Consider the following 20,825-nt stretch of genomic DNA (forward strand, 5'->3'; position numbering starts at 1 on the left):
GGCCCCAGACTTTCAGACCGTGCCGGGTGCGGGCCTCCGCCGAAAGGAGGAATTCGCCGCCTGGATCGAACCAATCGCCCGGAACGTGCGCGGCGGCTGCCCGGTCCGGGCCGCGAACAGCCTGCTGAAGTACGCCGGGTCGTCGTACCCGACCTCCCGGGCGATCGTCGCCACCGGCAGATCGGTCTCGGCGAGCAGCGCCTTCGCGGCGTTGAGACGGGTGGTCAGGATCACTTCCTGTGGCGTGGATCCGGTCGATAGCCGGACAGCCTCGCGTAGTTCCGGCACGGTGAGGCCGAGCTCAGCGGCGTAGTCCGGAATCGACAGCGGGCGGGTCGCGAGGGCTCGGAGGCGGTCGGCCAAGGTTCCGGTGCTGGGATCGCTGAGGCCGGCGAGTTCGTACAGGGCGGCGAGCAGGTGGACGTCGGGGCCGCCGGATCTCGCGGTGCGGAGGAGTTTGGTGAAGGTGCGTTCGGCGGGGCGCGGGTCGGCGTACCGGCGTACGGGCTGATCCGGGTCGAGATGGCCGAGGTCGGCGAGGGCGTCAGCGGCGGGACCGCCGAAGAGGACCCAGGACTGCTGCCAGGTCGTGGTCGGGCGGTAGGCGTGCAGGACGCCGGGGAAGAGCCAGAGGATCGACGGGCCGGTGATCTCGTGGAGTTGGCGGTCTCCGCCGTGGAGGAGCTGGCCTCGGCCGCGACGAACCAGTACGGCGGCGTGGCAGCCGAGCGCGCGCTCGGGGGACGGCCGGGCGGGGTTGGTCTGCTCGCCGGCGCCGAGGCAGAAGAGTCCAAGTCGGCGCTGGGCCTCGTTGGGGGTCAGGTAGATCGACCAGTCGTCCACAGAGACAAGAGTCCAAGAAGCTGGGCGGCTGTGTCCATTCACCTGACGGGCTTGGGCAGGTGAACTGGATGGGTGCTGACTTCTAACGGGTATCGCCTGGATGAGCGACGGTTGGGACGACTGGTGGAGGTGCCGGCGAACGAGCGGGGTGATCGGGAAGCTCTCAGGGGGCGGCTGTGGCGGGATGGGTATCTGTTTTTGCGGGGACTACTTGAGCCTTCCGTGAGTACGGCGTTTCGGGAGTACTACTTCGAGCGGACCGGCGTGGCCGACCTCGACGGGCGGCCGCGACAGGTCGATCGCGCGGCGCTGCGGGAGGTGCTGTTCGGTGAGGTCGTGCCCGGTCCGGAGTACGACGCCTTCTGCCGGCAGGCCGCGATCAAGGACTGGTTCGGCTGGTTCTTCGGCGCGGAGACGTTCCTGCACCGGCGCAAGATCATCCGGCACACGGCCCCGGGCGAGAACGGCATCGGTACGGCGACGCAGGCGCACTACGACCTCGTCTACCTGCGCGGAGGCACCGACCAGGTGCTGTCCGCGTGGATCCCGCTCGGCGACTGCCCGGTCGAGCGTGGCGGCCTGACGTACCTGGAAGGCAGCCACCATCGCGTACTGCGCGACGAGGCCGAGGGGCGGCTGAAGCGTCCGGCGGCGTCGATCACGGCGGATCTGCCCGCACTGGCCGAGGAGTACGACGCCCGCTGGCTGGTCGCCGACTACGCGGCAGGCGACGTCGTGATCCACACCGCGCACACCGTCCACGCGGCGCTGGACAACGTGGACGACCGCGTCCGTCTGTCGACCGACATCCGCTACCAGCCGGCCGAGCTCGCGGTCGACGGGCGGTGGCAGTCGCACTGGCACGACCGCGACGGACTCTGAATCCACCCCTCGACTCCACCCCTCGATCAGGCCTCTTGCTAACGACAATCATTTTAGTTAGTGTCTCGACCGTGAATCGAAACGAGTTGGTGGCAGGGGTGGCAGAGAAGGCGGGGATCCCGCGCAACCAGGCCGAGCGGGTCCTCGATGCGCTGGGTGACGTGGTCACCGAGGCCGTGCACAAGGGCGACAAGGTCTCGCTGACCGGACTGCTCAGCATCGAGCGGGTGATGCGCGCGCCGCGGACCGGCCGCAACCCGCAGACCGGCGAACCGCTCTCGATCCCGGCCGGTTACTCGGTCCGGCTGTCGTGCGGCAGCCGGCTGAAGGCTGCCGCACGCGGCGACCTGCGCACGATCACCGGCTGACCGGCACGATCAGCGACTGACCGCCGTCACCCAGTACGGCGTCTCAGGCGTCGGCGGGGTGCTGAACCGGGCGTTCGGCAGGTAGATCCGGTTCCCGAAGAACGCGGCCGTGGTCGGTACGTCGAAGTCGGTGCTGGTGATCTCGCGGACCAGCCGGCCCCGGGTGCCCGCGCCGTTGAGGTCGAGCACGGCGATCTTGTTCAGCCGGTTCTGCACGACGTACAGGGTGTCCTTGGACCGCAGCAGCCCGTCGCCGTTGGTCATCACCGCGGCGCCGAGGTCGATCTTCCGGGTGACCCCGGTCCGCGGGTCGACCTTGAACAGGAACCCGGTCGCGGACTGCACGATGATCAGCGACCGTCCGTCCGGCGTCAGCTCGATGCCGTTGGCGTTGTTGTTCACCGCGTCGTGCACGTACTCGCCGCTCAGCGGGATGGTCGTGGCCGGCCCGAGCTTGCCGTGCCGCCCGAACGGGACCTTGTAGAGCACCGGCTGCCGCGAGTCGGTGAAGTACGCCGCGTCACGACCGAGGATCACGTCGTTCACGAACGTCGGGGTCGCGGTGGTGAACGTGTAGCCGGCGAGCACCTTGCCGGTCCGGGTGTCGATCACCCGGCCGTTGCCGCCGCCGGCCCCGGCCACGAACAGGCGGCCGCGGTCGTCGACCTTCATCCCCAGCGACGCGGTCCCGGGGCCCTGGCTGATCACCCGGCCCTTGCCGGTGCGCAGGTCGGCCGCGTAGATGTCGCCGTCGACGCGCGAGCCGAAGTACGCCGTACCGCGGTCGATCGCGATGCCCTCGGGCTGGAAGCCGTCCGGCAGGGCGAAGTGCTTCGGGTACGCCGTACGGGGGGAGTGCGTCGTGCCGGTGGGTGCCGCGGTGGCGGTCCCGGCGGTGGTGAGCAGCAGAGCGGAGACGGGGACCGCGGCGACGAAGGCGCGGCGGGACAGCGGGCCGGACATGAGCTGGATGACCTCCTGGTCGGTGACGACGCGCCGACTTCATCGCCCCCGAAGTCGACGATGTGCTCTTGACCGTAGACAACGGTTCACAGGGCGCAAGGGTTCACCGCGATTGGGTAATGTCGCAGGCACAGAACATGTTCCAGGTCATCGGGCAGGGATCCGCGGGCCGCGCACGCAGGGGAGTTCGATGACCTCAGGGATCGACATTTCGGGGCTGTCCGGAACCGTCCGGCCGCAGGACGACCTGTACCTGTACGCCAACGGCCCGTGGCTGGACGCGCACGAGATCCCCGCCGACAAGGCGATCTACGGCGCCTTCCACGCGCTGGCCGACGACGCCGAGCAGAGCGTCCGCGGACTGGTCGAGCAGACGCTCACCGCCGGGCACCCCGAGGGCAGCGAGGCGCGCAAGATCGCCGACCTGTACGGCAGCTTCCTGGACGAGGAGACCGTCGAACGGCTCGGAGCTGACCCGATCGCGGACCAGCTCGCCCTGGCCGCCGGGATCAAGGACCGCGCCGACCTGGTCGCGGCGCTCGGCACGCTGGAGCTGCAGGGCGTCGGCGGCGTCTTCCGGTACGGCGTGGACATCGACGCCAAGCAGTCCGACCAGTACGTCGTGTACGTGCTCCAGGGCGGGATCAGCCTGCCGGACGAGTCCTACTACCGCGAGGACTCGTTCGCCGAGCAGCGCACGGCGTACGTCGCACACGTGGCCCGCATGCTCGAGCTGGCCGGGATCCCCGACGCCGAGGGCGCGGCCGAGCGGGTGCTCGCGCTGGAGACCCGGCTCGCGGCCGGCCACTGGGACCGGGTGAAGACCCGCGACGTCACCGCGACGTACAACAAGGTCAGCCGGTCGGAGCTGGAGGCGCTGACGCCGGGCTTCGACTGGTCGGCGTGGATGGCGACGGCCGGCGTACCGGACAGCGCTTTCGACACGCTCGTCGTGCAGCAGCCGGACTACCTGACCGTCGCCGCGGAGGCGTTGCAGGAGATCGAGCTCGACCACTGGAAGGAGTGGCTCAGCTGGCGGATCGTGCACGCCGCGGCGCCGCTGCTCAGCTCGGCGTTCGTCAAGGAGAACTTCGAGTTCTACGGCCGGACGCTGACCGGTGCGCCCGAGCTGCGCGAGCGGTGGAAGCGCGGGCTCGGTGTGGTCGAGTCGGCGCTCGGTGAGGCCGTCGCTCAGCTGTACGTCGCGGAGTTCTTCCCGCCGGCCGCCAAGGCGCGGATGGTCGACCTGGTCGGCAACCTGGTCGAGGCCTACCGGCAGCGGATCGAGGCGCTGGACTGGATGGGTCAGGAGACCCGTGAGCGGGCGTTGGAGAAGCTCGGCCAGTTCACGCCCAAGATCGGGTACCCGGACAAGTGGCGCGACTACAGCGCGCTGGAGATCGTCGCGGGCGACCTGGCCGGCAACGTCCGGCGCTCGATCGCCGTCGAGACCGCCCGGGACCTGGCCAAGCTGGGCACGCCGGTCGACCCCGACGAGTGGCAGATGACGCCGCAGACGGTGAACGCGTACTACAACCCGCGCGCCAACGAGATCGTCTTCCCGGCCGCGATCCTGCGCCCGCCGTTCTTCGGGCTGGACTCCGACGACGCGCTGAACTACGGCGCGATCGGGGCCGTGATCGGGCACGAGATCGGCCACGGGTTCGACGACCAGGGCTCCAAGTACGACGGCGACGGCAACATCAGCGACTGGTGGACCGACGCCGACCGGGCCGCGTTCGAGGTCCGGGCCAACGCCCTGGTCGCGCAGTACGACGAGCTGGAGCCGACCGGCGGCGACGGGCAGAAGGTGAACGGCAAGCTCACGCTGGGCGAGAACATCGGCGACCTGGGCGGGCTGTCGATCGCCTACACGGCGTACGAGATCTCGCTGGACGGCGCGGAGCCGCCGGTGGTCGACGGGCTGACCGGGGCCGAGCGGTTCTTCGTGGCCTGGGGCAAGGCGTGGTCGACCAAGACGCGGCCGGCCGAGGTGGTCCGGCGGCTGGCGATCGACCCGCACTCGCCGCCGGAGTTCCGCTGCAACGCGGTGGTGCGGAACATCGACGCGTTCCACACCACCTTCGGCACTTCCTCCGGCGACACGATGTGGCTGCCGGAGGAAGACAGAGTAAAAATTTGGTAGTTAAAAGAACTGAAAAATAATTAGCTTTCCATCCAGTTCTGGAGGGCATCGATCTCTCTCGGCATCGCTGCCGACAGGTTTTCGGTGCCCTCTTCGGTGATCAGGATGTCGTCCTCGATCCGGATCCCGATCCCGCGCAGGTCCTCCGGCACGGTCAGGTCCTCGGCCTGGAAGTACAGGCCGGGCTCGACCGTCAGCACGTAGCCGGTCTTCAGGTCGCCGCGGTACTGCTCGTTGCGGGCCGCGGCGCAGTCGTGCACGTCGAGGCCGAGCATGTGGCTGACACCGTGCAGCGTGTAGCGCTGGTAGATGCCGCTCTCCGGGTCGAGCGCCTCGTCGGCCGAGACCGGCAGCAGCTCCATCGCGTCGAGGCCGCGGACTAGCACCTCGATCGCTGCCTTGTGCCCGGAACCGAACGCGACGCCCGGCCGCAGCGCCGCGATGCCGGCGTTCTGCGCGTCCAGGACGAGCTGGTAGAGCTCGCGCTGACGCGGGGTGAACTCGCCGTTCACCGGCAGCGTGCGGGTGATGTCGGCGGTGTAGAGGCTGCGGTTCTCCACGCCCATGTCGAGCAGCATCAGGGTGCCGTCGTTCACCGGGCCGTCGTTCTCGATCCAGTGCAGGGTGGTCGCGTGCGAGCCGGCCGCGGCGATCGACGTGTAGCCGACGTCGTTGCCCTCCGCGCGGGCCCGGCGCCAGAAGGTGCCCTCGATCCAGCGTTCGCCGTACTTGCGGACCTGCTCCATCTCGGCCAGCACGTCGGAGAAGCCGCGGTGCGTGATCGCGACGGCGTCGCGCAGCTGCTCGATCTCGAACGGGTCCTTGACCAGCCGCAGCTCGGACAGCGTCGCGGCCAGCTCCTGGTCGCGGTCCGCGTCGACCTTCGCGCCGCTCAGCAGGGAGGCCAGCGAGCTGTCCTCGCCCCGGCGTACGCGGGTCGGTACGTCGCTCTTCAGCGCCGCGGCGAGGTCGTCGACGTGCCGAGTCTCCAGGCCGAACTCCTTGGCCGTCTCGGTCAGCGACGGACGGCGACCGGCCCACAGCTCGCCGTACATCCGGTCGCGCCAGAACTCCTCGCCCTGGCTGCGCTCGGAACGGGGACGGAAGTACAGCACCGAGTCGTGGCCGCTGCCGTTCGGCTCGAGCACCAGGACGGCGTCCGACGTCTGGTCGCCGGCCAGCCAGACGTAGTCGGTGTGCGGGCGGAAGACGAAGTCGGTGTCGTTCGAGCGGACCTTGTAGGTGCCGGCGGGGATCACCAGACGCTCGCCGGGGAAGGCCTGCGACAACGCCGCGCGGCGCTTCTCGGTCCAGGCCGCGACGTCGCGCAGGCTGGCGTCGGTGCGCTCGATCTCACCCCAGCCGGAGTTCATGAAGGAGCGCAGCTTGTCCTTCGGCTCGTTGTCGTGGCTGGCCGTCTTCGGGGCCTTCTCGGTCGTCTCGGTCATCGTCGACCAGTCCTCGTCTCAGTGCTGGGTGTGCAGGTGGTCACCGCGGAGCGTGCTGCTGTCAGGCAGCGCCTCGGCGGGGTCGGAACCGATGCGGGTGATCGCGTTCCGCCCGTCCACGAAGACTACGCTCGGCGTGAACGCCTTCGCCTCCGCGTTCTCGAACTGGCCGTACGCGATCAGGATGACCAGGTCACCGGGATGGATCAGGTGCGCTGCCGCACCGTTGATCCCCACCACGCCGGAGTCGCGCGGGCCCTCGATCAGGTACGTCGACAGGCGGTTACCGTTGGTGATGTCGACGATGTCGACCTTCTCCCCGGGCAGCAGGTCCGCCGCGTCCATCAGCGTCGCGTCCAGCGTGCAGGACCCGACGTAGTCCAGGTCCGCCTGGGTGACGGTGGCCCGGTGCACCTTCGACTTCATCATCTCGCGCAGCATGCGGGCCATCATCCAGGGCGGACCTGCCCCTGTCAGTGGCCGTGGTCACGGGCCCGCGAAGGCGATCCGCGTCATCAGGCGAGGAACTCGCGCAGGGCGGTGAGCGGATCGGGTGCCGCCTGAAGGGCGACGCCGCGGGGCAGCAGCATCAGTTGTCCGCTGTGGAGCCGGCCGGCGACACCGGCTCGCTCCCACAGCAGGATCGTCTGGAGCGCGACCGCGTCGTACACAGGTCCGCTCGGGTCGGTCCAGCGAGGATTGCCGAACTGGCGGCGCAGATGCTTGGCGACCTTGCCCGAGGCGGTCTCGCCGGCGAGCCCTACGCCGGTGAAGGTCGGCGCGAAGGCTTCGGCGGCGACGGTGACGAGGTCGGCGTCGAGCATCGCCTGGGTGCTGGTCATGCGTTGAGCTCCTGGAGGTGGGCGAGTGTCGGCTGGCGGCTGGTCATGCGGCGAGATCCCGGAGGTAGGCGTCGAGGCGTTGCCCGGCGGTCTGGACCGTCAGGTCGAGTCTGCCTGCTGCCCGCCAGGCCTGGGTGACCGCGTCGAGGTCTTCGGAGAAGGCGAGGGCGTCGCGGACGAGCCAGTACTGGCGGTCGGCCGAGAGGGTGCCGCCGGCGGTTTCGTAGGCGGTGACGAACTCGAGGCCGTAGGCAGGGCCGTGGAGTACGGCGAGGTTGGTGGCGCAGTGGGCGACGTCGAGATCGGCGGGTCCCCAGCAGGGGCCGGCCCAGTCGACCACGCCGGTGAGGTTCTGGCCGTCGAAGAGCACGTTGCCGCTCTGGAAATCGCGGTGCAGATAGCGGCCGTCGTACGACGGCACCGGCCCGCGGAGGACGTCGATCGCGGCGGACCAGGTCTGCGCGTCGGCGCCCGGGGGGACGACGACGGTGTCGGCGGTCGTCAGGGTCGTGTAGGTGGGAGGCGGCTCGACGGGCTGGAGGGCGTGGATCTTGACGAGCTCACGGGCCAGCAGCGGGATCCGGGTCTCCACTCCCGCGTCGTCGAGGACTGCCCGGCCGCGCAGATGCGTCATCAGCAGCGACGGGTACTCGCACTCCTGTGCGAGTGCATCGACGCCGACCAGTTCGGGAGCCGTCACAGTGGTTGCCGTGAGCATCGTCAGCGCGGCGGCCTCCCTCGTCAGCGCGTCCTCGGCGTGCGCCACATCGACGTACGAACGCAGCACCAACGCGCGGGTCTCGCCGTACGGGCCGGTGATGGTCAGCCGCCGCATCTCGGCGGTGATCCCGCCGACCAGGATCTCGACGCTGGCGATCCGCTCACCGTCGGCGAGCTGATCGGCCACCCAGGCCAGGGTTCTCGGTCGCACAGTCACGCAGCCACCTCATCATTCCGGCGCCCTGCCACGGAAACCCTTTTCGGTACGCCGGCAAGAGGTTGATGCCGGACGGCGTGCGCCGCCAGCTGACGAGTACTACTTCCCCGAGCTGTAGCAAGCTGCCGCCGACCGCCGGCCTCAGCCACAGCGAACCTACTTCAAATCTTTCTTTCTCTTATTTCTTCTTCTTTGATCTTCTGTTTCTGTTGTTTTTCTTCTTGTACTACTTTGTGAGCTCTTGTGATGCCTGGACGGCGAGGTCTCGGAGGACCGTGTAACGCGGGCGGAGGAGTTCGATGCGCTCGACCTCCGGGGGTGAGGGCTTGAGGTGTTCGCCGCCGGGGGTTGGGGACAGGCCGAGGGCTACGGCGGCGGCGCCTCGGGCGCCCACTTCGGCTTCGGCGCAGACGTCGGTGGGGCGGGCGAAGGTGGCGGTGAGGCAGCGGCGCCACCAGGCCGACGCGTCGATGCCGCCGCCGCCGAGGACTACCTCGAGCTCGCGGCCGAAGAGGGTGTCGAGCATGCGGAGGCCGCGGTCGATCTCCAGTGAAGCGCCTTGCAGGGACGCCGCGAGCAGGTCGGCGGCGTCGTCGTCGAAGGAGAGGCCGAAGTAGACGCCGGATCCGCCGGGCACAGTCTCGGGCGGGCGGGTGCCGGCCTGGAAGGGGATCGCGATGACGCGCGACGAGCCGATCTCGACGTCCGTGGGCTCCTGGTGCGCCTCGTCGAGTTGCAGCACGTTGGTGAGCCAGGCGTGCAGGTTCCCGGCGGCGGAGAAGGCCATGCCGGTCACCGCGCGCTTGTCGTCGACGCGGTAGCGCCAGAGCTCCCACGGGAGTTCGGGGGCCTGGTCGATCGGATGCACGACCCGTACGGCGGCCGACGTACCGACCGTGACGGCCGCGGTCGACTCGTCGTACCCGCCGGTGCCCACGTTCGAGGCCGCGCCGTCGCCGGTCGGCGGATGGATCGGTACGCCGACCAGCCCCGGCCAGCGGCGCGCGAACGTCTCAGCCAGTACGCCGGTCCAGCCGCTCGGCACGATCGTGGGCAGGCGGTCGGGCGTGACGCCGGCGATGGAGAGCGCCTCCGCGTCGTACTCGCCGGTGGCCAGGTCGAGCGAACCGGTGCCGGAGGCGATCGAGACCGAGGTGACGCGGTCGCCGGTGAGGCGTTCGAGCACGAGATCGGGGAGGCCCGCGAACGACGCGGCCTTCACCTCGGACAGGAGCCACGGGATGCGGCGCGGCCAGTACAGGCGGTGCAGCCACGCGCCGGTCCGGGCGTGGAAGGCGTGCTCGTCGAAAGCCGGGTCGAGCTGCGGTTCGACCGAGCGGGTGTCGGCCCAGGTGATCAGCGGGGTCAGCGCGCCGCCATCGTTGTCGAGGGCAACGATCGAGTGCCACTGCGAGGAGAGCACGATCGCGGTGATGCCGTCGAGATGGCCGTTCTGCTGCAGCTCGTCGAGGCAGCCGAGCAGGCCCTCGACGTACTCGTGCAGGTCGATCGTCGCCGAACCGCCGGTCGCGTACGTCGGGGAGATCTTGTGCCGCGCCAGCGCGCCGGGGATCGGCGACGCGTCGGCCGCCGACAGCACGAGCGCGCGGGCCGAGGACGTTCCCAGATCCAGTGCGAGTACGCGGTCACTCGGCGGCATGCAGCGCCTCGAGGAAGGACGCGGCCCAGACGTTCACGTCGTGCGCGGCCAGGTGCTTGCGCATCGCCTTCATCCGGCGGCCGAGCTGGCGGTCGTCGGTGTTCATCGCGTCGACGATGGTGTCCTTCATACCGTTGATGTCGTGCGGGTTGACCAGGAACGCCTGCCGGAACTCGTCGGCCGCACCGGCGAACTCGCTCAGCACCAGCGCGCCGGTGTCGTCGTACCGGCAGGCGACGTACTCCTTGGCGACCAGGTTCATCCCGTCCCGCAGCGGCGTCACCACGGCGACGTCGGCGGCCCGGAAGAGCGCCGCCATCTCGGTCCGCGAGTACGACGTGTGCAGGTAGTTGATCGCGGGCGTCCCGATCCGGCCGTGCTCGCCGTTGATCCGGCCGACCAGCAGCTCGATCTCGTCACGCAGCACCCGGTACTGCTCGACGCGCTCGCGCGACGGCGTCGCGACCTGGATGAAGACGGCGTCGTCGACCGAGACGCGCTTCTCGTCCAGCAGCTCGCCGAACGCGCGCAGCCGCTGCCGGATGCCCTTGGTGTAGTCGAGCCGGTCGACGCCGAGCAGGATGTGCTGCGGGTTGCCGACCTCCTTGCGCATCTCCGCCGCGCGCGCCTCGGTCTCCGGCTGCCGCGCGATCTGCTCCAGCTCGCCGACGTCGATCGAGATCGGGAACGCCTTGGCGCGCACGATCCGGTCGTCGGGCAGGTGGATGCGGTCGCCGCGGGTCCGCAGGCCCATCCGGTTGCGGGCCAGGCGGGCGAAGTTCGAGGCGGCGCCCGGTCGCTGGAAACCGACCAGGTCGGCGCCCATCAGGCCGTCCAGGATCTGCCGGCGCCACGGCATCTGCGCGAACAGCTCGGTCGGCGGGAACGGGATGTGCAGGAAGAACCCGATCCGGACGTCGGGACGCAGCCGGCGCAGCATCGCCGGGACCAGCTGCAGCTGGTAGTCGTGCACCCAGACCACCGCGTTGTCGTCGGCGGCGTCCGCGGCCGCCTCGGCGAACCGCCGGTTCACCGCGACGTAGGCCTCCCACCACTCCCGGTGGAACTCCGGCGGCACGATCACGTCGTGGTACAGCGGCCAGAGCGTCGCGTTCGAGAAGCCCTCGTAGTACAGCTCGACGTCCTCGGCCGACAGCGTCACCGGGACCAGGTGCATCCCGTCGGTGTCGAACGGGTCGACCTTCTCGTCCTTGCCGCCGGTCCAGCCGACCCAGGCGCCGTGGTGGCGCTGCATCACCGGTGCCAGGGCGGTGACCAGTCCTCCTGGGCTGCGCCGCCACGCCGTACTTCCGTCGGGCATCTCGACCCGGTCGACCGGCAACCGGTTGGCCACCACCACGAAGGAACTGCGTCCGCTCGGCATCTGCTGTTATCCACCCAGGTATTCGTCGTCGCCGGGGTACACGACCCCGATCTGTCTACGAGTTTCGTCGAGCAGTTCGAGGATCTCGATCGTCGCGGCATGCGGCAGGGCCGGACACTCGATCTGTCCGGCACGCAGGGCGCGCATCACCTCGGCTGCTTCGTAGTGGTACCCACGGCCATGCGTCTCGACGTCGATCCGCTCCTGGCCGGACGCCGTACTGCGCACGTAGTAGTCGGGGTGGTGGAACCGGTTCGGCAGCAGCAAGCTGCCTTCCGGGCCACTCACCGAGGCGGTCCACGGGTTCTGCGAGCGCAGGCCGCAGGTCAGTCCCGCGACCGCGCCCGAGTCGTACCGCCAAGCCATCGCCACGTTCAGGTCGATGCCGTCCTCGTTCAGCGAGCCGACGGCCTTGATCTCGTCGGGACGGCCGAGCGCCATGTGCACGAAGGTCATCGGGTAGATGCCGCCGTCCATCAGGGCGCCGCCGCCGAGCGCGGGATCGAGCAGGCGTGCGGGCAGCTGCGGCTTGTGGAAACCGAAGTCGGCCAGGGCTTCCATCGGCTCGCCGATCACGCCCTTCGCCAGATCCGCGAACATCGCCTGTACGACGGGGTTGGTGCGCATCCACATCGCTTCGGCGAACAAGGTGTTGTGCTCGCGCGCGACGGCGACCAGGTCCTTGGCCTGCCGGGCGGTCAGCGTGACCGGCTTCTCGCACAGGACGGCGATGCCGGCCTGCAGCGCGGTGCGGGCGATCGCGTAGTGCTGCGGGTGCGGCGTACCGATGTAGAGGACGTCGACGGTGCCGGACTCGATCAGTTGCCGGTAGTCGTCGTACCGGTGCTCTATGTCGTGCTCGTCCGCGAAGGCGTTGGCGCTGTCGAGGGACCGGGACGCGACGGCGGTCGCGACCGCGTCGTCGAGCTCGGCGAGATCTGCGGTGAACTGCGTCGAGATGTTGCCAGTAGCAACTACACCCCAACGGACCTGGTCTATACCCACTGTCTGAACTCCGGGGTCGGGAACGGGCCGTCGGTCTCGATTCTCGCGGTCTCGAAGGCGTGGGCCAAGCGAATGAGGGTGGCGTCACTCCCGGCGGTGCCGCCGAGAACGATGCCGACCGGCAGTCCGGCCACCGTCCCGGACGGCACCGAGAGCAACGGGTAGCCGGCCAGCGCGGCGTGCTGGGAGGAACTGCCGAGCACGTGGTCGCCGTTGACCAGGTCGATCGTCCAGGCCGGCGAGTACGCGGGGCTGACCAGGGCGTCGAGCTGATTGTCCCGCAGCAACGTGTCGATCCCGTCACGACCGGTCCGCAGTGCGGACAGCCGGGCGGCCACGTAGATCGGCGAGTCCAGCCCGCCGGTCTCCTCGGCCCGCTCGAACAGCTCCTGGCCGAACCAGGGCAGCTCCTCGTCCGGGTGCTTGCTGTTGAACGCGATCAGCTCGGCGAGCGACCGGGGAGCGCCCTCCTTGCGGGTCGCCAGGTACTTGGCCAGGCCGACTTTCAGCTCGTGCAGCGGGACCTGCAGCTGGTCGTCGTCGCCGAGCGCCCGCAGCGACAGGTGGTCGACCAGGGTCGCGCCACAGCGGCTGAACGTCTCCAGCGCCTTCTCGGTGACCTGGTCGAGCCCGGTCGAGTAGCCCCACAGCGATCCACGCAGTACGCCGATCCGTACGTCGCTGAGGTCCGTGCCGCGACAGGCCTCCAGGTAATCGGTGCCGCCGCCGGTCAGCACGGTCAGCAGGGCCGCGGACTGGGAGACCGTGCGGGTCATCGGGCCGGCCGTGTCCTGCGAGTGGGAGATCGGGATGATGCCCTGCTGCGGCACCAGGCCGACGGTCGGCTTCAGCCCGACGATGCCGTTCAGCGCGGCCGGGCAGACGATCGAGCCGTTCGTCTCGGTGCCGATCGCGAAATCGGTCAGGCCCGCCGCGACCGCTGCGCCCGAGCCGCTGGAGGAGCCGCCGGCGGACCGGTTCAGGGCGTACGGGTTGCGCGTCAGACCGCCGTACGCGCTCCAGCCGGACGACGAGCCGTAGCCGCGGAAGTTGGCCCACTCGCTGAGGTTGGTCTTGCCGAGGATCACGCAGCCGGCCTCGCGGAGCCGTCGTACGAGCACGGCGTCGTCCGGCGGAGGCGGCTGGTCGGCCAGCGCCAGGGACCCGGCCGTGGTGGCCAGGTCGGCGGTGTCGATGTTGTCCTTCACCAGGACCGGTACGCCGTGCAGTGGACCGCGCGTGCGCCCGTCGTCACGCTCCGTGTCCAGCCGTGCCGCGTCGGAGGCTGCAGCGGGGTTCGGCGTACAGACCGCACGGACGAGAGGATCGACCTCTTCCATCCTGGCCTGCAGCTCTTCGACCGATGCGAGGGCGGGTCGAGGGTCCGGTGACACGCCACCGGAGCCCTGTCGAGTTGAGCTCACCTCCAAGATCCTGCCAGAGTTGAGCCTGCCGGGACGGGGCTCGCCGGGAGCACGTGATGGGCGGGGAGTTCCTGGAAAGGGCCGGAAACGACACGGCCGGATCGCTGCCGGGTGAATGACATGGCTGTTGTTCAACCCGTAGAGTGGAGCGCGGACGGACGATCACCGACCGCACGGGAGTCACCAGCAGATGGACAGCGCGAACGCGAGCTCCACCGGCCCGGACGCCGGCACGGCGCAGCCGGCCGTTGCCGGGCTCTCGGAGCGGGACGGCGCCATCCTCGGCTTCGAACGGCACTGGTGGAAGTACGCCGGGGCCAAGGAGCAGGCGATCCGCGACCAGTTCCAGATGTCGGCCACCCGGTACTACCAGGTCCTCAACGCGCTGATCGACAAGCCGGAGGCCCTCGCCCACGACCCGCTGCTGGTCAAGCGTCTGCGTCGGCTGCGTGCCGCCCGCCAGCGCGCCCGCTCGGCCCGTCGACTGGGTATCGAGGTCTAGGTTTTGACCCGCAAGGACGAACGGGGACAGGTTCTCTCCTCCCTCGTGGCGGTGCTGGCCGTCGTAGCGATCGTCGGAGGGCTGCTGGTGCTGTTCGGCACTCGCGGCAACGACAGCGTCGCGGACGACGGGAAGCCGGCTCCTTCAACGACTGGTGTGACTGGTACGACGCCTGCTGTGACGCCTGCTCAGCCGACGGTCGAGCCGAGCTCCGAGCTGACCACCGCGCCGCCGATCGCACCGACATCCGCTCCGACCTCGGCGCCGACGACCGTGCCGACGCCGACTGTCGCCGTACCGCCATCGGAGCGGCCCGCGGTGGAGATCTACAACAACACCGGGCGCAAGGGGCTGGCCCAGTCGGTCGGCAGTCGTGCCCACCAGGCGGGCTGGACCGTCACCGGCGCCGACAACTGGCACGGCAAGATCGTCACCAGCACCGTGTACTACCCGGCCGGCATGCAGGCCGAGGCCGCGCAGCTCGCGCAGGACCTCGGCGTCCCGCGGATCAAGGACGCGCTGGACAACATGAAGAAGGACCGGCTCACCGTCATCCTCACCTCGGAATACTCCGGATGAGCACTCCCGTGCTGGCGACCACAGCCGGGCGGGAGGGCTGGGAAGCGATCGTCGCCGATCCCGCCGGAGCGGTGATCGCGTCGGACTTCGACGGGACGCTGTCGCCGCTGGTCGAGGACCCCTCGCGGTCGCGGGCTGCGGACGGTGCGCTGGACGCGTTGGCTCGGCTGGCTCGCTCGGTCGGGCAGATCGCCATCGTCACCGGGCGTCCGGCGCTCGTTGCCACGGAGCTGTCCGGGGTGACTGGGCATGCTGGGCTTGGTGAGCTGGTGGTGCTCGGGCACTACGGCTTGGAGCGTTGGGAGGCGGCTACCGGCGCTGTGACGAGCGACCCGGTGCCTGCTGGGGTTGCTGTCGCGCGGGAGCAGTTGCCGTCGGTTCTGGCGGCTGCCGGGTTGCCGGACGCGTTCGTGGAGGACAAGGAGAGTTCGCTCGCTGTCCACACGCGGCGGCTGGCCGATCCTGCTGGTGCGCTGGAGGTACTGCGGCAGCCGTTGACGACGCTGGCCGAGTCGGTCGAGCTGCGGCTGGAGCCGGGGAACCTGGTGCTCGAGCTGAGGCCGCCCGGGATCGACAAGGGTGTGGCTATTCGGCGGCTGATCGAGTCCACGGGGGCTCGCTCTTTCCTGTACGCCGGGGACGACCTGGGCGACCTGGCGGCGTTCCGGGCTCTCGGGGAACTGCGGGCGGACGGGCTGTTCGCCGTACTGGTTGCGGCTCGGTCGTCCGGTGCCGCTGAGCTCGTCGATGCCGCGGACATCGTGGTGGACGACCCGGCCGGAGTGGTCACCGTGCTCACCGCGCTGTCGGACGCGATCGCCGCCCGGGGCTAACGCCTTCTGGTGAAGGTCTGTTGCAGCGTCTGGCCGAAGGGCTGGGGCGGGTGCTCGGTGTAGTTGCCGTCCTTGAGGCCTGCCAGGCGTTCGAACGGGTTGCGGGAGGCGGGGCAGCCGGTGCGAGCCCAGGACCAGGCGACGGCGAGGACGTACAGCGGGAGCATCGGCAGGCCGATCAGGCAGAAGTACTGCCAGGAGTGGCGTTCCTCGTGCTTGACCAGGATCGGGTGGGCGTCGAGGTAGGCGCGGTCGTTCTTGGTGAGTACGACGTTGCCGACGGTGAACGCGTTCGCGATCGGGAAGCCGAGCTTGTAGCCGTTGGCGTAGTACAGGCCTCGCGGGCCGCGGCTGAGTTTCGCGCGGCCGATCAGGGCGATCAGGAAGCCGGCGAGGGTGGAGAGGTTGACGAAGTTCACCACCAGCTTGAGCTTCTGCGCGGCGGTCATGAGCCAGTATTGCCCTTCGGACGGGGGTTTGTCGGCGGGATGCGTCAGGATGGTGGGCGTGAGTTCGGTGGTACGACGCTGGCGGCCCGGGCGTCCGGTGGATCCGCACCAGGTGATCGGTGGGTTGCGGAAGGGGCCGGGGGATCCGGCGTACGTGGTCGACCCTGGACGGCGGACCGTCCGGCGGGCGACGCGGACTCCGGATGGGCCGGTGCTGCTGCGGTTGACGCCGTACACGGCGCTTGCCGAGGTGGAGGCTGAGGCTTGGGGGCCTGGTTCCGCGTGGGCGCTGGACGGGGTGCCGGAGCTGCTGGGCGAGGCGGACTCGTGGGACGGGTTTTCGCCGTTGGCCGAGCATCGGGCGCTGGTGGATGCGGCGCGGCGGTTCCCGCACTTCCGGGTGCCGCGGACGCGCGCTGTCTTCGAGGCGATGGCCGCCGCGGGGATCGAGCAGGTCGTCACCGGGAAGGAAGCTTTCCGGGGCTGGAGGTTGCTGCTGCGCGAGTACGGCGAACCAGCGCCCGGGCCGGTCGCTCCTGACGGGCGCGTGCTGATGGTCCCGCCGTCACCTGAGGAATGGCGTCTCATCCCGTCCTGGCAATGGCTCCGAGCCGGAGTAGAAGGCCGGCGTTCCCGCGTGGTCATCACCGCCGCCACCCGTGCTCGCGCTCTGGAACGCACGTTGGAGTTGTCGGACTCGGCGGAGATCGAACGCCGCCTCAGGTCCCTCCCCGGTGTAGGCGTCTGGACCGCCGCCGAAGTCCGCCAACGAGCCCACGGCGACGCCGACGCCTTCTCGTTCGCCGACTACCACGTCTCCCGCAACGTCTCCTACGCCCTCACCGGCGAAGAGTTGGACGACGAAGGCACCGCCGAACTCATCGAGCCCTACCGAGGCCACCGCTACCGAGTCCAAGCCCTCCTCGGCCTGGCCGGCATCGCCCACCCCCGCTACGGCCCCCGCAAGTCCCTCCCCACCCACACCCCCGGAGCCACCCACCGCCTCCGGTGAACCGGGGGGAGTAGGGCAGGCGCCGGCACCTGCGGGAGTGCTCGCCCAGCGCGGTGCCCGCGGGAGGGCTCGCTCAGCGCGGTGCCCGCGGGAGGGCTCGCTCAGCGCGGTGCCCGCGGGAGGGCTTGCTCAGGGCCAGCACCCGCGGGAGGGCTCGCTCAGGGCCAGCACCCGCGGGAGGGCTCGCCCAGGGCCAGCACCCGCGGGAGGATCCTGCCCCACCCGTGCACACCTGCTGCCTGGACATCCCACCCAAGCTCTTTCCGGCCGCAGCAGCCTCAGCCACAGGCCGCGTCCTCGGCCGCATCCCAGCCGGCCTCAGCCGCAGGCCACTGGCCCCGCGCGGCTTCCACACCGGTCAGCCGCGTGCCTCGCAGCCACCTGCACCAGACGACAAGCACCCCACCGGCTGAGCACGGCGGTCATGCGGCCGAGGACGCGGCCTGTGGCTGAGGCCGCGTCGGCCGGTAGGAGTTGGGTGTGCTGGCTAGGCAACAGGTGCACGCGAGTGACGCCGGGTGGGCGCGGAGCCGGGTGCGGTGGTCGGCGAGGTGGGGTGGTCGCCGGGTGGTGGTGCTGCGTGGGGTGGTCGCCGGGTGGGGGTGGACCGCGCGCGGGAGGCCAGCCGGTGGGGTTGTGACTGGAAGGGGGGTCTGCGTGGGGATGGGGGAAGCCCGCGGCGCCCGCCCAGAGTGTCGTGGGCCACCCGGTGTGGGGCGGATCGGGCGGCGGGCAGGTGTCGCGGGTCACCCGGAGTGGGGCGGGTCGGGGGGCTGTGGGTGGGCACTAGGTTCCCATCATGCGGATTGACGGGGACGGGCTTTATCTGGTGGCGGGGTTGGCGCTGCTGGTGGGGGCTGTGTTGCCTCGGTTGTTGCGGCGGTACGCCGTGTCGGCGCCGATCGCGTTTCTCGGGGCGGGGTTGTTGCTGGGGTTTGTGGTGGATCGGGGGAAGTTGAGCCCGATCGCCGAGCCTGGGTTGACCGAGCATCTGGCGGAACTGACGATCCTGGTCGCGCTGATGGGGGTCGGGCTGGCGATTGATCGGCCGATCGGGTGGCGGCGGTGGAAGGTCACCTGGCGGCTGCTGTTCGTGGCGATGCCGGCTTGTGTTGCCGCGGTCGCGGGGTTGGGGTGGTTGCTGGGGTTGGCGCCGGCGGTTGCGCTGCTGGTGGGGGCTGTGTTGGCGCCGACCGATCCGGTGCTGGCGTCCGACGTACAGGTGCAAGGCCCTACGACGGGTGAAGGGGCCGAGCCGGAGGAGGACGACGAGGTTCGGTTTGCGCTGACCTCCGAGGCCGGGTTGAACGACGGGCTGGCGTTTCCCCTGGTCTACTTGGCGATCTTCGCCGCGACCAAAGGCGCGCTCGGCGACTGGGCGCTGGAGTGGGTGGCCTGGGATCTCATCGGCAAGACGGTGATCGGCGTCGCGATCGGTGTCGGTGCGGGCTGGTTGCTGGGGCGGATGGCGTTCTCAGCGCCGTCGCCGAGCTTCCGGCTGGCGGACTCCCGCGAACCCGTGCTCGCCCTGGCGATGACGCTCGGCGTCTACGGCCTCGCGGAAGTGCTGCACGGCTATGGGTTTCTCGCCGTCTTCGTCGCCGCGCTGACCCTGCGTGCGGAGGAACGCGGGCACGACTTCCACGAGGACCTGCACGGGTTCCTCGAGCAGCTCGAACACATCCTGACCTGGGGAATCCTGATGCTGCTCGGCGTCGCCGTGACGGGCGGGCTGCTGAAGCCTCTCGACCTGACCGGCATCGCGCTCGGCGGTCTGCTGATTCTCGTCATCCGCCCGCTGACCGCCTGGCTCAGCCTCCACAAGACCCCGATGCGCCGCTCCGAGCGCTGGGTCGCCGCGTCGTTCGGCGTCCGCGGCGTGGGCTCGATCTTCTACCTCGCGTACGCCGGGTCGGACTTTGCCGACGACCTGCCCTGGCTGTGGGCGACAGTCGGGTTCACCGTCGTGCTCAGCGTGGTTGTACACGGCATCGCGGCGACCCCGCTGATGCGAATGCTCGAACGCCGCCGCGAGGCCTGAGCCCGACGTGCAGCACCGGCCAACCTCCGGGCCGACGGCGGCGACACGCGTGGCCGGCGAAGTTGGTCAGTGGTGCACGTCGGGGACGACGAGTCTGCACCGCGACGCTTGGCCGCGGTCCCGCGGCACTCGCCCGCGCACCCGCGGAGCCGGCCCGTACGCCGGTGCCGGGCGGTTGCGCGTCCGAGCAGGCGGTTCAACCCCGTGCCGGACGGCCGACGCGGCGTTGATCCCAGCAACGAAATCCTTCAGCTTCTCGAACATGACTCCATCCTCCGAGCCTCGGCGCCGCCGCAGAAGTGGCGTAGAAGACGCCGACCGCTAAGATTTAGACATGCCGCAACGAACCGTCTCCGTGCTCGCGTACGACGAGATGACCGCGTTCGAGACCAGCATCGTGATCGAGGTGTTCGGCCTGACGTGGCCCGACATCGACGAGCCCTGGTACGACCTGAAGATCTGCACCGAGACCCCCGACCCGGTCCGCGTGATCGGTGGCGCGACGCTCTCCACGCCGTACGGGCTGGACGAGTTCGCCGCCGCCGACACCGTCGTCGTGCCGAGCGTCAAAGACCCGACCGAGGTCATCTCCCCCCAGCTCATCGAGGCTCTGCAACGCGCACACCAGAGCGGTGCCCGGATCGTCTCGATCTGCTCCGGCGCCTTCGCCCTGGCCGCCGCCGGACTTCTCGACGGCCGCCGCGCGACCACGCACTGGCGGTACGCCGGCCAACTGCGCGAGCGCTACCCGGCGATCCTCGTCGACCCCGAGCCGCTCTACACCGACGAAGGCGACGTCCTCACCAGCGCCGGCTGTGCCGCCGGTCTCGACCTCGCGCTGCATCTCGTCCGCAAGGACCTCGGCGCCGCCGTCGCGAACGCGGTCGCTCGCCGCCTGGTGATCCAGCCCTACCGATCAGGCGGGCAGGCGCAGTACATCGAGTCCCCGATGCCACCCGACCCCGTCGACGCGCCGGTCGCGCGCAGCCTCGGCTGGGCGCTCGAGCACCTGGCTGAGCCGATCGGCGTACCAGATCTCGCGCGCGAGGCCGGGCTGTCGCCGCGGACCTACCTGCGGCACTTCACCCGCGAGACCGGTACGACGCCGGCCAAGTGGCTGATCGCCCAGCGGATCCAGGCCGCGCTCGCGATGCTGGAGACCGGGGACGCGCCGGTCGAGGAGATCGCGCTGGCGGCCGGGTTCGCGACGCCGGTGACGTTCCGGCACCACTTCGCCAGGAGTGTGAAGACGTCGCCCTCGGCGTACCGGAAGACCTTCCGCGAGCGTCGTACGAACTGAGATCCGACGTCTCGAATAGTGGGATCACAGGACACAATATGGACCCGATTGGGTAACCTCGAACCTGCTCATCCAGAGGGACTGAGGGAAACGGCCCGTTGAAGTCCCGGCAACCCTCCCCGTGGAGGCCCCGTCCTGGGGTGCTCGCGGCGGACCGGTGCCAAATCCGTCCCACGCCGAGATCCGGCGCCCGGGGAAGATGAGGAG

At 70.0% G+C, this 20,825-nt stretch carries 21 protein-coding genes and 1 riboswitch; of the genes, 9 read left to right on the forward strand and 12 right to left on the reverse strand.

Annotated features, from left to right (window positions below; all coding sequences use genetic code 11):
* Positions 1-12 precede the first annotated feature (12 nt).
* Positions 13-843 carry a helix-turn-helix domain-containing protein gene (locus ACYVIO_RS12785; RefSeq protein ID WP_460650925.1) on the reverse strand — a complete coding sequence of 277 codons (831 nt, stop codon included), beginning with the start codon at positions 841-843 and terminating at the stop codon, positions 13-15.
* Between the two features lie 129 nt (positions 844-972).
* Here ACYVIO_RS12785 and ACYVIO_RS12790 point away from each other — a divergent pair, with 129 nt between their 5' ends.
* On the forward strand, positions 973-1,725 hold the full coding sequence (locus tag ACYVIO_RS12790) for a phytanoyl-CoA dioxygenase family protein (protein ID WP_460652084.1): 753 nt from the start codon (positions 973-975) through the stop codon (positions 1,723-1,725).
* A gap of 71 nt (positions 1,726-1,796) precedes the next feature.
* Positions 1,797-2,093: an HU family DNA-binding protein gene (locus ACYVIO_RS12795; protein ID WP_460650926.1), complete on the forward strand. Its 297-nt coding sequence runs from the start codon at positions 1,797-1,799 to the stop codon at positions 2,091-2,093.
* Positions 2,094-2,102: 9 nt separating this feature from the next.
* Here the strand turns inward: ACYVIO_RS12795 and ACYVIO_RS12800 are convergent, their stop codons facing one another.
* Positions 2,103-3,056, reverse strand: coding sequence for an SMP-30/gluconolactonase/LRE family protein (locus tag ACYVIO_RS12800; RefSeq protein ID WP_460650927.1), 954 nt, complete (start codon positions 3,054-3,056; stop codon positions 2,103-2,105).
* Between the two features lie 190 nt (positions 3,057-3,246).
* Between ACYVIO_RS12800 and ACYVIO_RS12805 the strand changes: the two genes are divergently transcribed.
* Positions 3,247-5,202: a M13 family metallopeptidase gene (locus ACYVIO_RS12805; RefSeq protein WP_460650928.1), complete on the forward strand. Its 1,956-nt coding sequence runs from the start codon at positions 3,247-3,249 to the stop codon at positions 5,200-5,202.
* 20 nt (positions 5,203-5,222) lie between these two features.
* Here the strand turns inward: ACYVIO_RS12805 and ACYVIO_RS12810 are convergent, their stop codons facing one another.
* The 8 genes from ACYVIO_RS12810 to ACYVIO_RS12845 all read right to left on the reverse strand — a co-directional run bounded on the left by ACYVIO_RS12810 (position 5,223) and on the right by ACYVIO_RS12845 (position 13,902).
* Positions 5,223-6,650 carry an aminopeptidase P family protein gene (locus tag ACYVIO_RS12810; RefSeq protein ID WP_460650929.1) on the reverse strand — a complete coding sequence of 476 codons (1,428 nt, stop codon included), beginning with the start codon at positions 6,648-6,650 and terminating at the stop codon, positions 5,223-5,225.
* Between the two features lie 18 nt (positions 6,651-6,668).
* The gene (panD, locus tag ACYVIO_RS12815) at positions 6,669-7,091 is read right to left on the reverse strand and encodes an aspartate 1-decarboxylase (RefSeq protein ID WP_460650930.1); all 423 of its coding nucleotides are present in this window, start codon (positions 7,089-7,091) and stop codon (positions 6,669-6,671) included.
* A gap of 74 nt (positions 7,092-7,165) precedes the next feature.
* Positions 7,166-7,492: a hypothetical protein gene (locus tag ACYVIO_RS12820; RefSeq protein ID WP_460650931.1), complete on the reverse strand. Its 327-nt coding sequence runs from the start codon at positions 7,490-7,492 to the stop codon at positions 7,166-7,168.
* Between the two features lie 43 nt (positions 7,493-7,535).
* Positions 7,536-8,429 carry a phosphotransferase family protein gene (locus ACYVIO_RS12825; RefSeq protein ID WP_460650932.1) on the reverse strand — a complete coding sequence of 298 codons (894 nt, stop codon included), beginning with the start codon at positions 8,427-8,429 and terminating at the stop codon, positions 7,536-7,538.
* A 226-nt stretch (positions 8,430-8,655) separates the two neighbouring features.
* Positions 8,656-10,089: an FGGY family carbohydrate kinase gene (locus tag ACYVIO_RS12830; RefSeq protein ID WP_460650933.1), complete on the reverse strand. Its 1,434-nt coding sequence runs from the start codon at positions 10,087-10,089 to the stop codon at positions 8,656-8,658.
* A complete protein-coding gene (locus ACYVIO_RS12835) occupies positions 10,076-11,473 on the reverse strand; it encodes an alpha,alpha-trehalose-phosphate synthase (UDP-forming) (protein WP_460650934.1) in 1,398 nt (465 codons plus the stop codon). Before ACYVIO_RS12835 ends, ACYVIO_RS12830 begins: the two co-directional genes overlap by 14 nt.
* A 6-nt stretch (positions 11,474-11,479) precedes the next feature.
* Positions 11,480-12,478 (reverse strand): Gfo/Idh/MocA family protein, encoded by a 999-nt coding sequence (locus ACYVIO_RS12840; protein WP_460650935.1) that lies wholly within the window; start codon positions 12,476-12,478, stop codon positions 11,480-11,482.
* On the reverse strand, positions 12,469-13,902 hold the full coding sequence (locus ACYVIO_RS12845) for an amidase (protein ID WP_460650936.1): 1,434 nt from the start codon (positions 13,900-13,902) through the stop codon (positions 12,469-12,471). Before ACYVIO_RS12845 ends, ACYVIO_RS12840 begins: the two co-directional genes overlap by 10 nt.
* Before the next feature lie 190 nt (positions 13,903-14,092).
* Between ACYVIO_RS12845 and ACYVIO_RS12850 the strand changes: the two genes are divergently transcribed.
* The 3 genes from ACYVIO_RS12850 to otsB are packed head-to-tail and all read left to right on the forward strand — an operon-like array spanning position 14,093 to position 15,816.
* On the forward strand, positions 14,093-14,404 hold the full coding sequence (locus tag ACYVIO_RS12850; protein ID WP_460650937.1) for a DUF3263 domain-containing protein: 312 nt from the start codon (positions 14,093-14,095) through the stop codon (positions 14,402-14,404).
* Between the two features lie 51 nt (positions 14,405-14,455).
* The gene (locus ACYVIO_RS12855; RefSeq protein ID WP_460650938.1) at positions 14,456-14,983 is read left to right on the forward strand and encodes a LytR C-terminal domain-containing protein; all 528 of its coding nucleotides are present in this window, start codon (positions 14,456-14,458) and stop codon (positions 14,981-14,983) included.
* The gene (gene otsB, locus ACYVIO_RS12860; protein ID WP_460650939.1) at positions 14,980-15,816 is read left to right on the forward strand and encodes a trehalose-phosphatase; all 837 of its coding nucleotides are present in this window, start codon (positions 14,980-14,982) and stop codon (positions 15,814-15,816) included. The genes ACYVIO_RS12855 and otsB overlap by 4 nt, the downstream gene beginning before the upstream one ends.
* Here otsB and ACYVIO_RS12865 read toward each other — a convergent pair.
* Positions 15,813-16,265, reverse strand: a complete 453-nt coding sequence (locus ACYVIO_RS12865; protein WP_460650940.1) for a hypothetical protein — start codon at positions 16,263-16,265, stop codon at positions 15,813-15,815. The genes otsB and ACYVIO_RS12865 overlap by 4 nt on opposite strands.
* Before the next feature lie 49 nt (positions 16,266-16,314).
* On the opposite strand from ACYVIO_RS12865, the gene ACYVIO_RS12870 reads away from it, so the two are divergent.
* Together ACYVIO_RS12870 and ACYVIO_RS12875 are read left to right on the forward strand one after the other, a co-directional pair.
* Positions 16,315-17,277 carry a DNA-3-methyladenine glycosylase family protein gene (locus ACYVIO_RS12870; protein ID WP_460650941.1) on the forward strand — a complete coding sequence of 321 codons (963 nt, stop codon included), beginning with the start codon at positions 16,315-16,317 and terminating at the stop codon, positions 17,275-17,277.
* Positions 17,278-18,076: 799 nt separating this feature from the next.
* A complete protein-coding gene (locus ACYVIO_RS12875; protein WP_460650942.1) occupies positions 18,077-19,318 on the forward strand; it encodes a cation:proton antiporter in 1,242 nt (413 codons plus the stop codon).
* A gap of 66 nt (positions 19,319-19,384) precedes the next feature.
* Here ACYVIO_RS12875 and ACYVIO_RS12880 read toward each other — a convergent pair whose 3' ends face one another.
* Positions 19,385-19,582, reverse strand: a complete 198-nt coding sequence (locus ACYVIO_RS12880) for a hypothetical protein (protein ID WP_460650943.1) — start codon at positions 19,580-19,582, stop codon at positions 19,385-19,387.
* A gap of 70 nt (positions 19,583-19,652) precedes the next feature.
* On the opposite strand from ACYVIO_RS12880, the gene ACYVIO_RS12885 reads away from it, so the two are divergent.
* Complete coding sequence (locus tag ACYVIO_RS12885; RefSeq protein WP_460650944.1) at positions 19,653-20,618, forward strand: helix-turn-helix domain-containing protein; 966 nt, start codon at positions 19,653-19,655, stop codon at positions 20,616-20,618.
* Positions 20,619-20,683: 65 nt separating this feature from the next.
* Positions 20,684-20,824: riboswitch (SAM riboswitch) on the forward strand.
* The last annotated feature ends 1 nt before the right edge of the window (position 20,825 follow it).

The organism is Kribbella endophytica (assembly GCF_054781295.1).

Coding starts and splice junctions, on each gene's coding strand:
- ACYVIO_RS12875 (WP_460650942.1), top strand. CDS start 18,077: ATGCGGATTGACGGGGACGGGCTTTATCTGGTGGCGGGGTTGGCGCTG.
- panD (WP_460650930.1), bottom strand. CDS start 7,091: ATGCTGCGCGAGATGATGAAGTCGAAGGTGCACCGGGCCACCGTCACC.
- ACYVIO_RS12805 (WP_460650928.1), top strand. CDS start 3,247: ATGACCTCAGGGATCGACATTTCGGGGCTGTCCGGAACCGTCCGGCCG.
- otsB (WP_460650939.1), top strand. CDS start 14,980: ATGAGCACTCCCGTGCTGGCGACCACAGCCGGGCGGGAGGGCTGGGAA.
- ACYVIO_RS12800 (WP_460650927.1), bottom strand. CDS start 3,056: ATGTCCGGCCCGCTGTCCCGCCGCGCCTTCGTCGCCGCGGTCCCCGTC.
- ACYVIO_RS12850 (WP_460650937.1), top strand. CDS start 14,093: ATGGACAGCGCGAACGCGAGCTCCACCGGCCCGGACGCCGGCACGGCG.
- ACYVIO_RS12885 (WP_460650944.1), top strand. CDS start 19,653: ATGCCGCAACGAACCGTCTCCGTGCTCGCGTACGACGAGATGACCGCG.
- ACYVIO_RS12810 (WP_460650929.1), bottom strand. CDS start 6,650: ATGACCGAGACGACCGAGAAGGCCCCGAAGACGGCCAGCCACGACAAC.
- ACYVIO_RS12865 (WP_460650940.1), bottom strand. CDS start 16,265: ATGACCGCCGCGCAGAAGCTCAAGCTGGTGGTGAACTTCGTCAACCTC.
- ACYVIO_RS12835 (WP_460650934.1), bottom strand. CDS start 11,473: ATGCCGAGCGGACGCAGTTCCTTCGTGGTGGTGGCCAACCGGTTGCCG.
- ACYVIO_RS12820 (WP_460650931.1), bottom strand. CDS start 7,492: ATGACCAGCACCCAGGCGATGCTCGACGCCGACCTCGTCACCGTCGCC.
- ACYVIO_RS12870 (WP_460650941.1), top strand. CDS start 16,315: ATGGTGGGCGTGAGTTCGGTGGTACGACGCTGGCGGCCCGGGCGTCCG.
- ACYVIO_RS12880 (WP_460650943.1), bottom strand. CDS start 19,582: ATGTTCGAGAAGCTGAAGGATTTCGTTGCTGGGATCAACGCCGCGTCG.
- ACYVIO_RS12830 (WP_460650933.1), bottom strand. CDS start 10,089: ATGCCGCCGAGTGACCGCGTACTCGCACTGGATCTGGGAACGTCCTCG.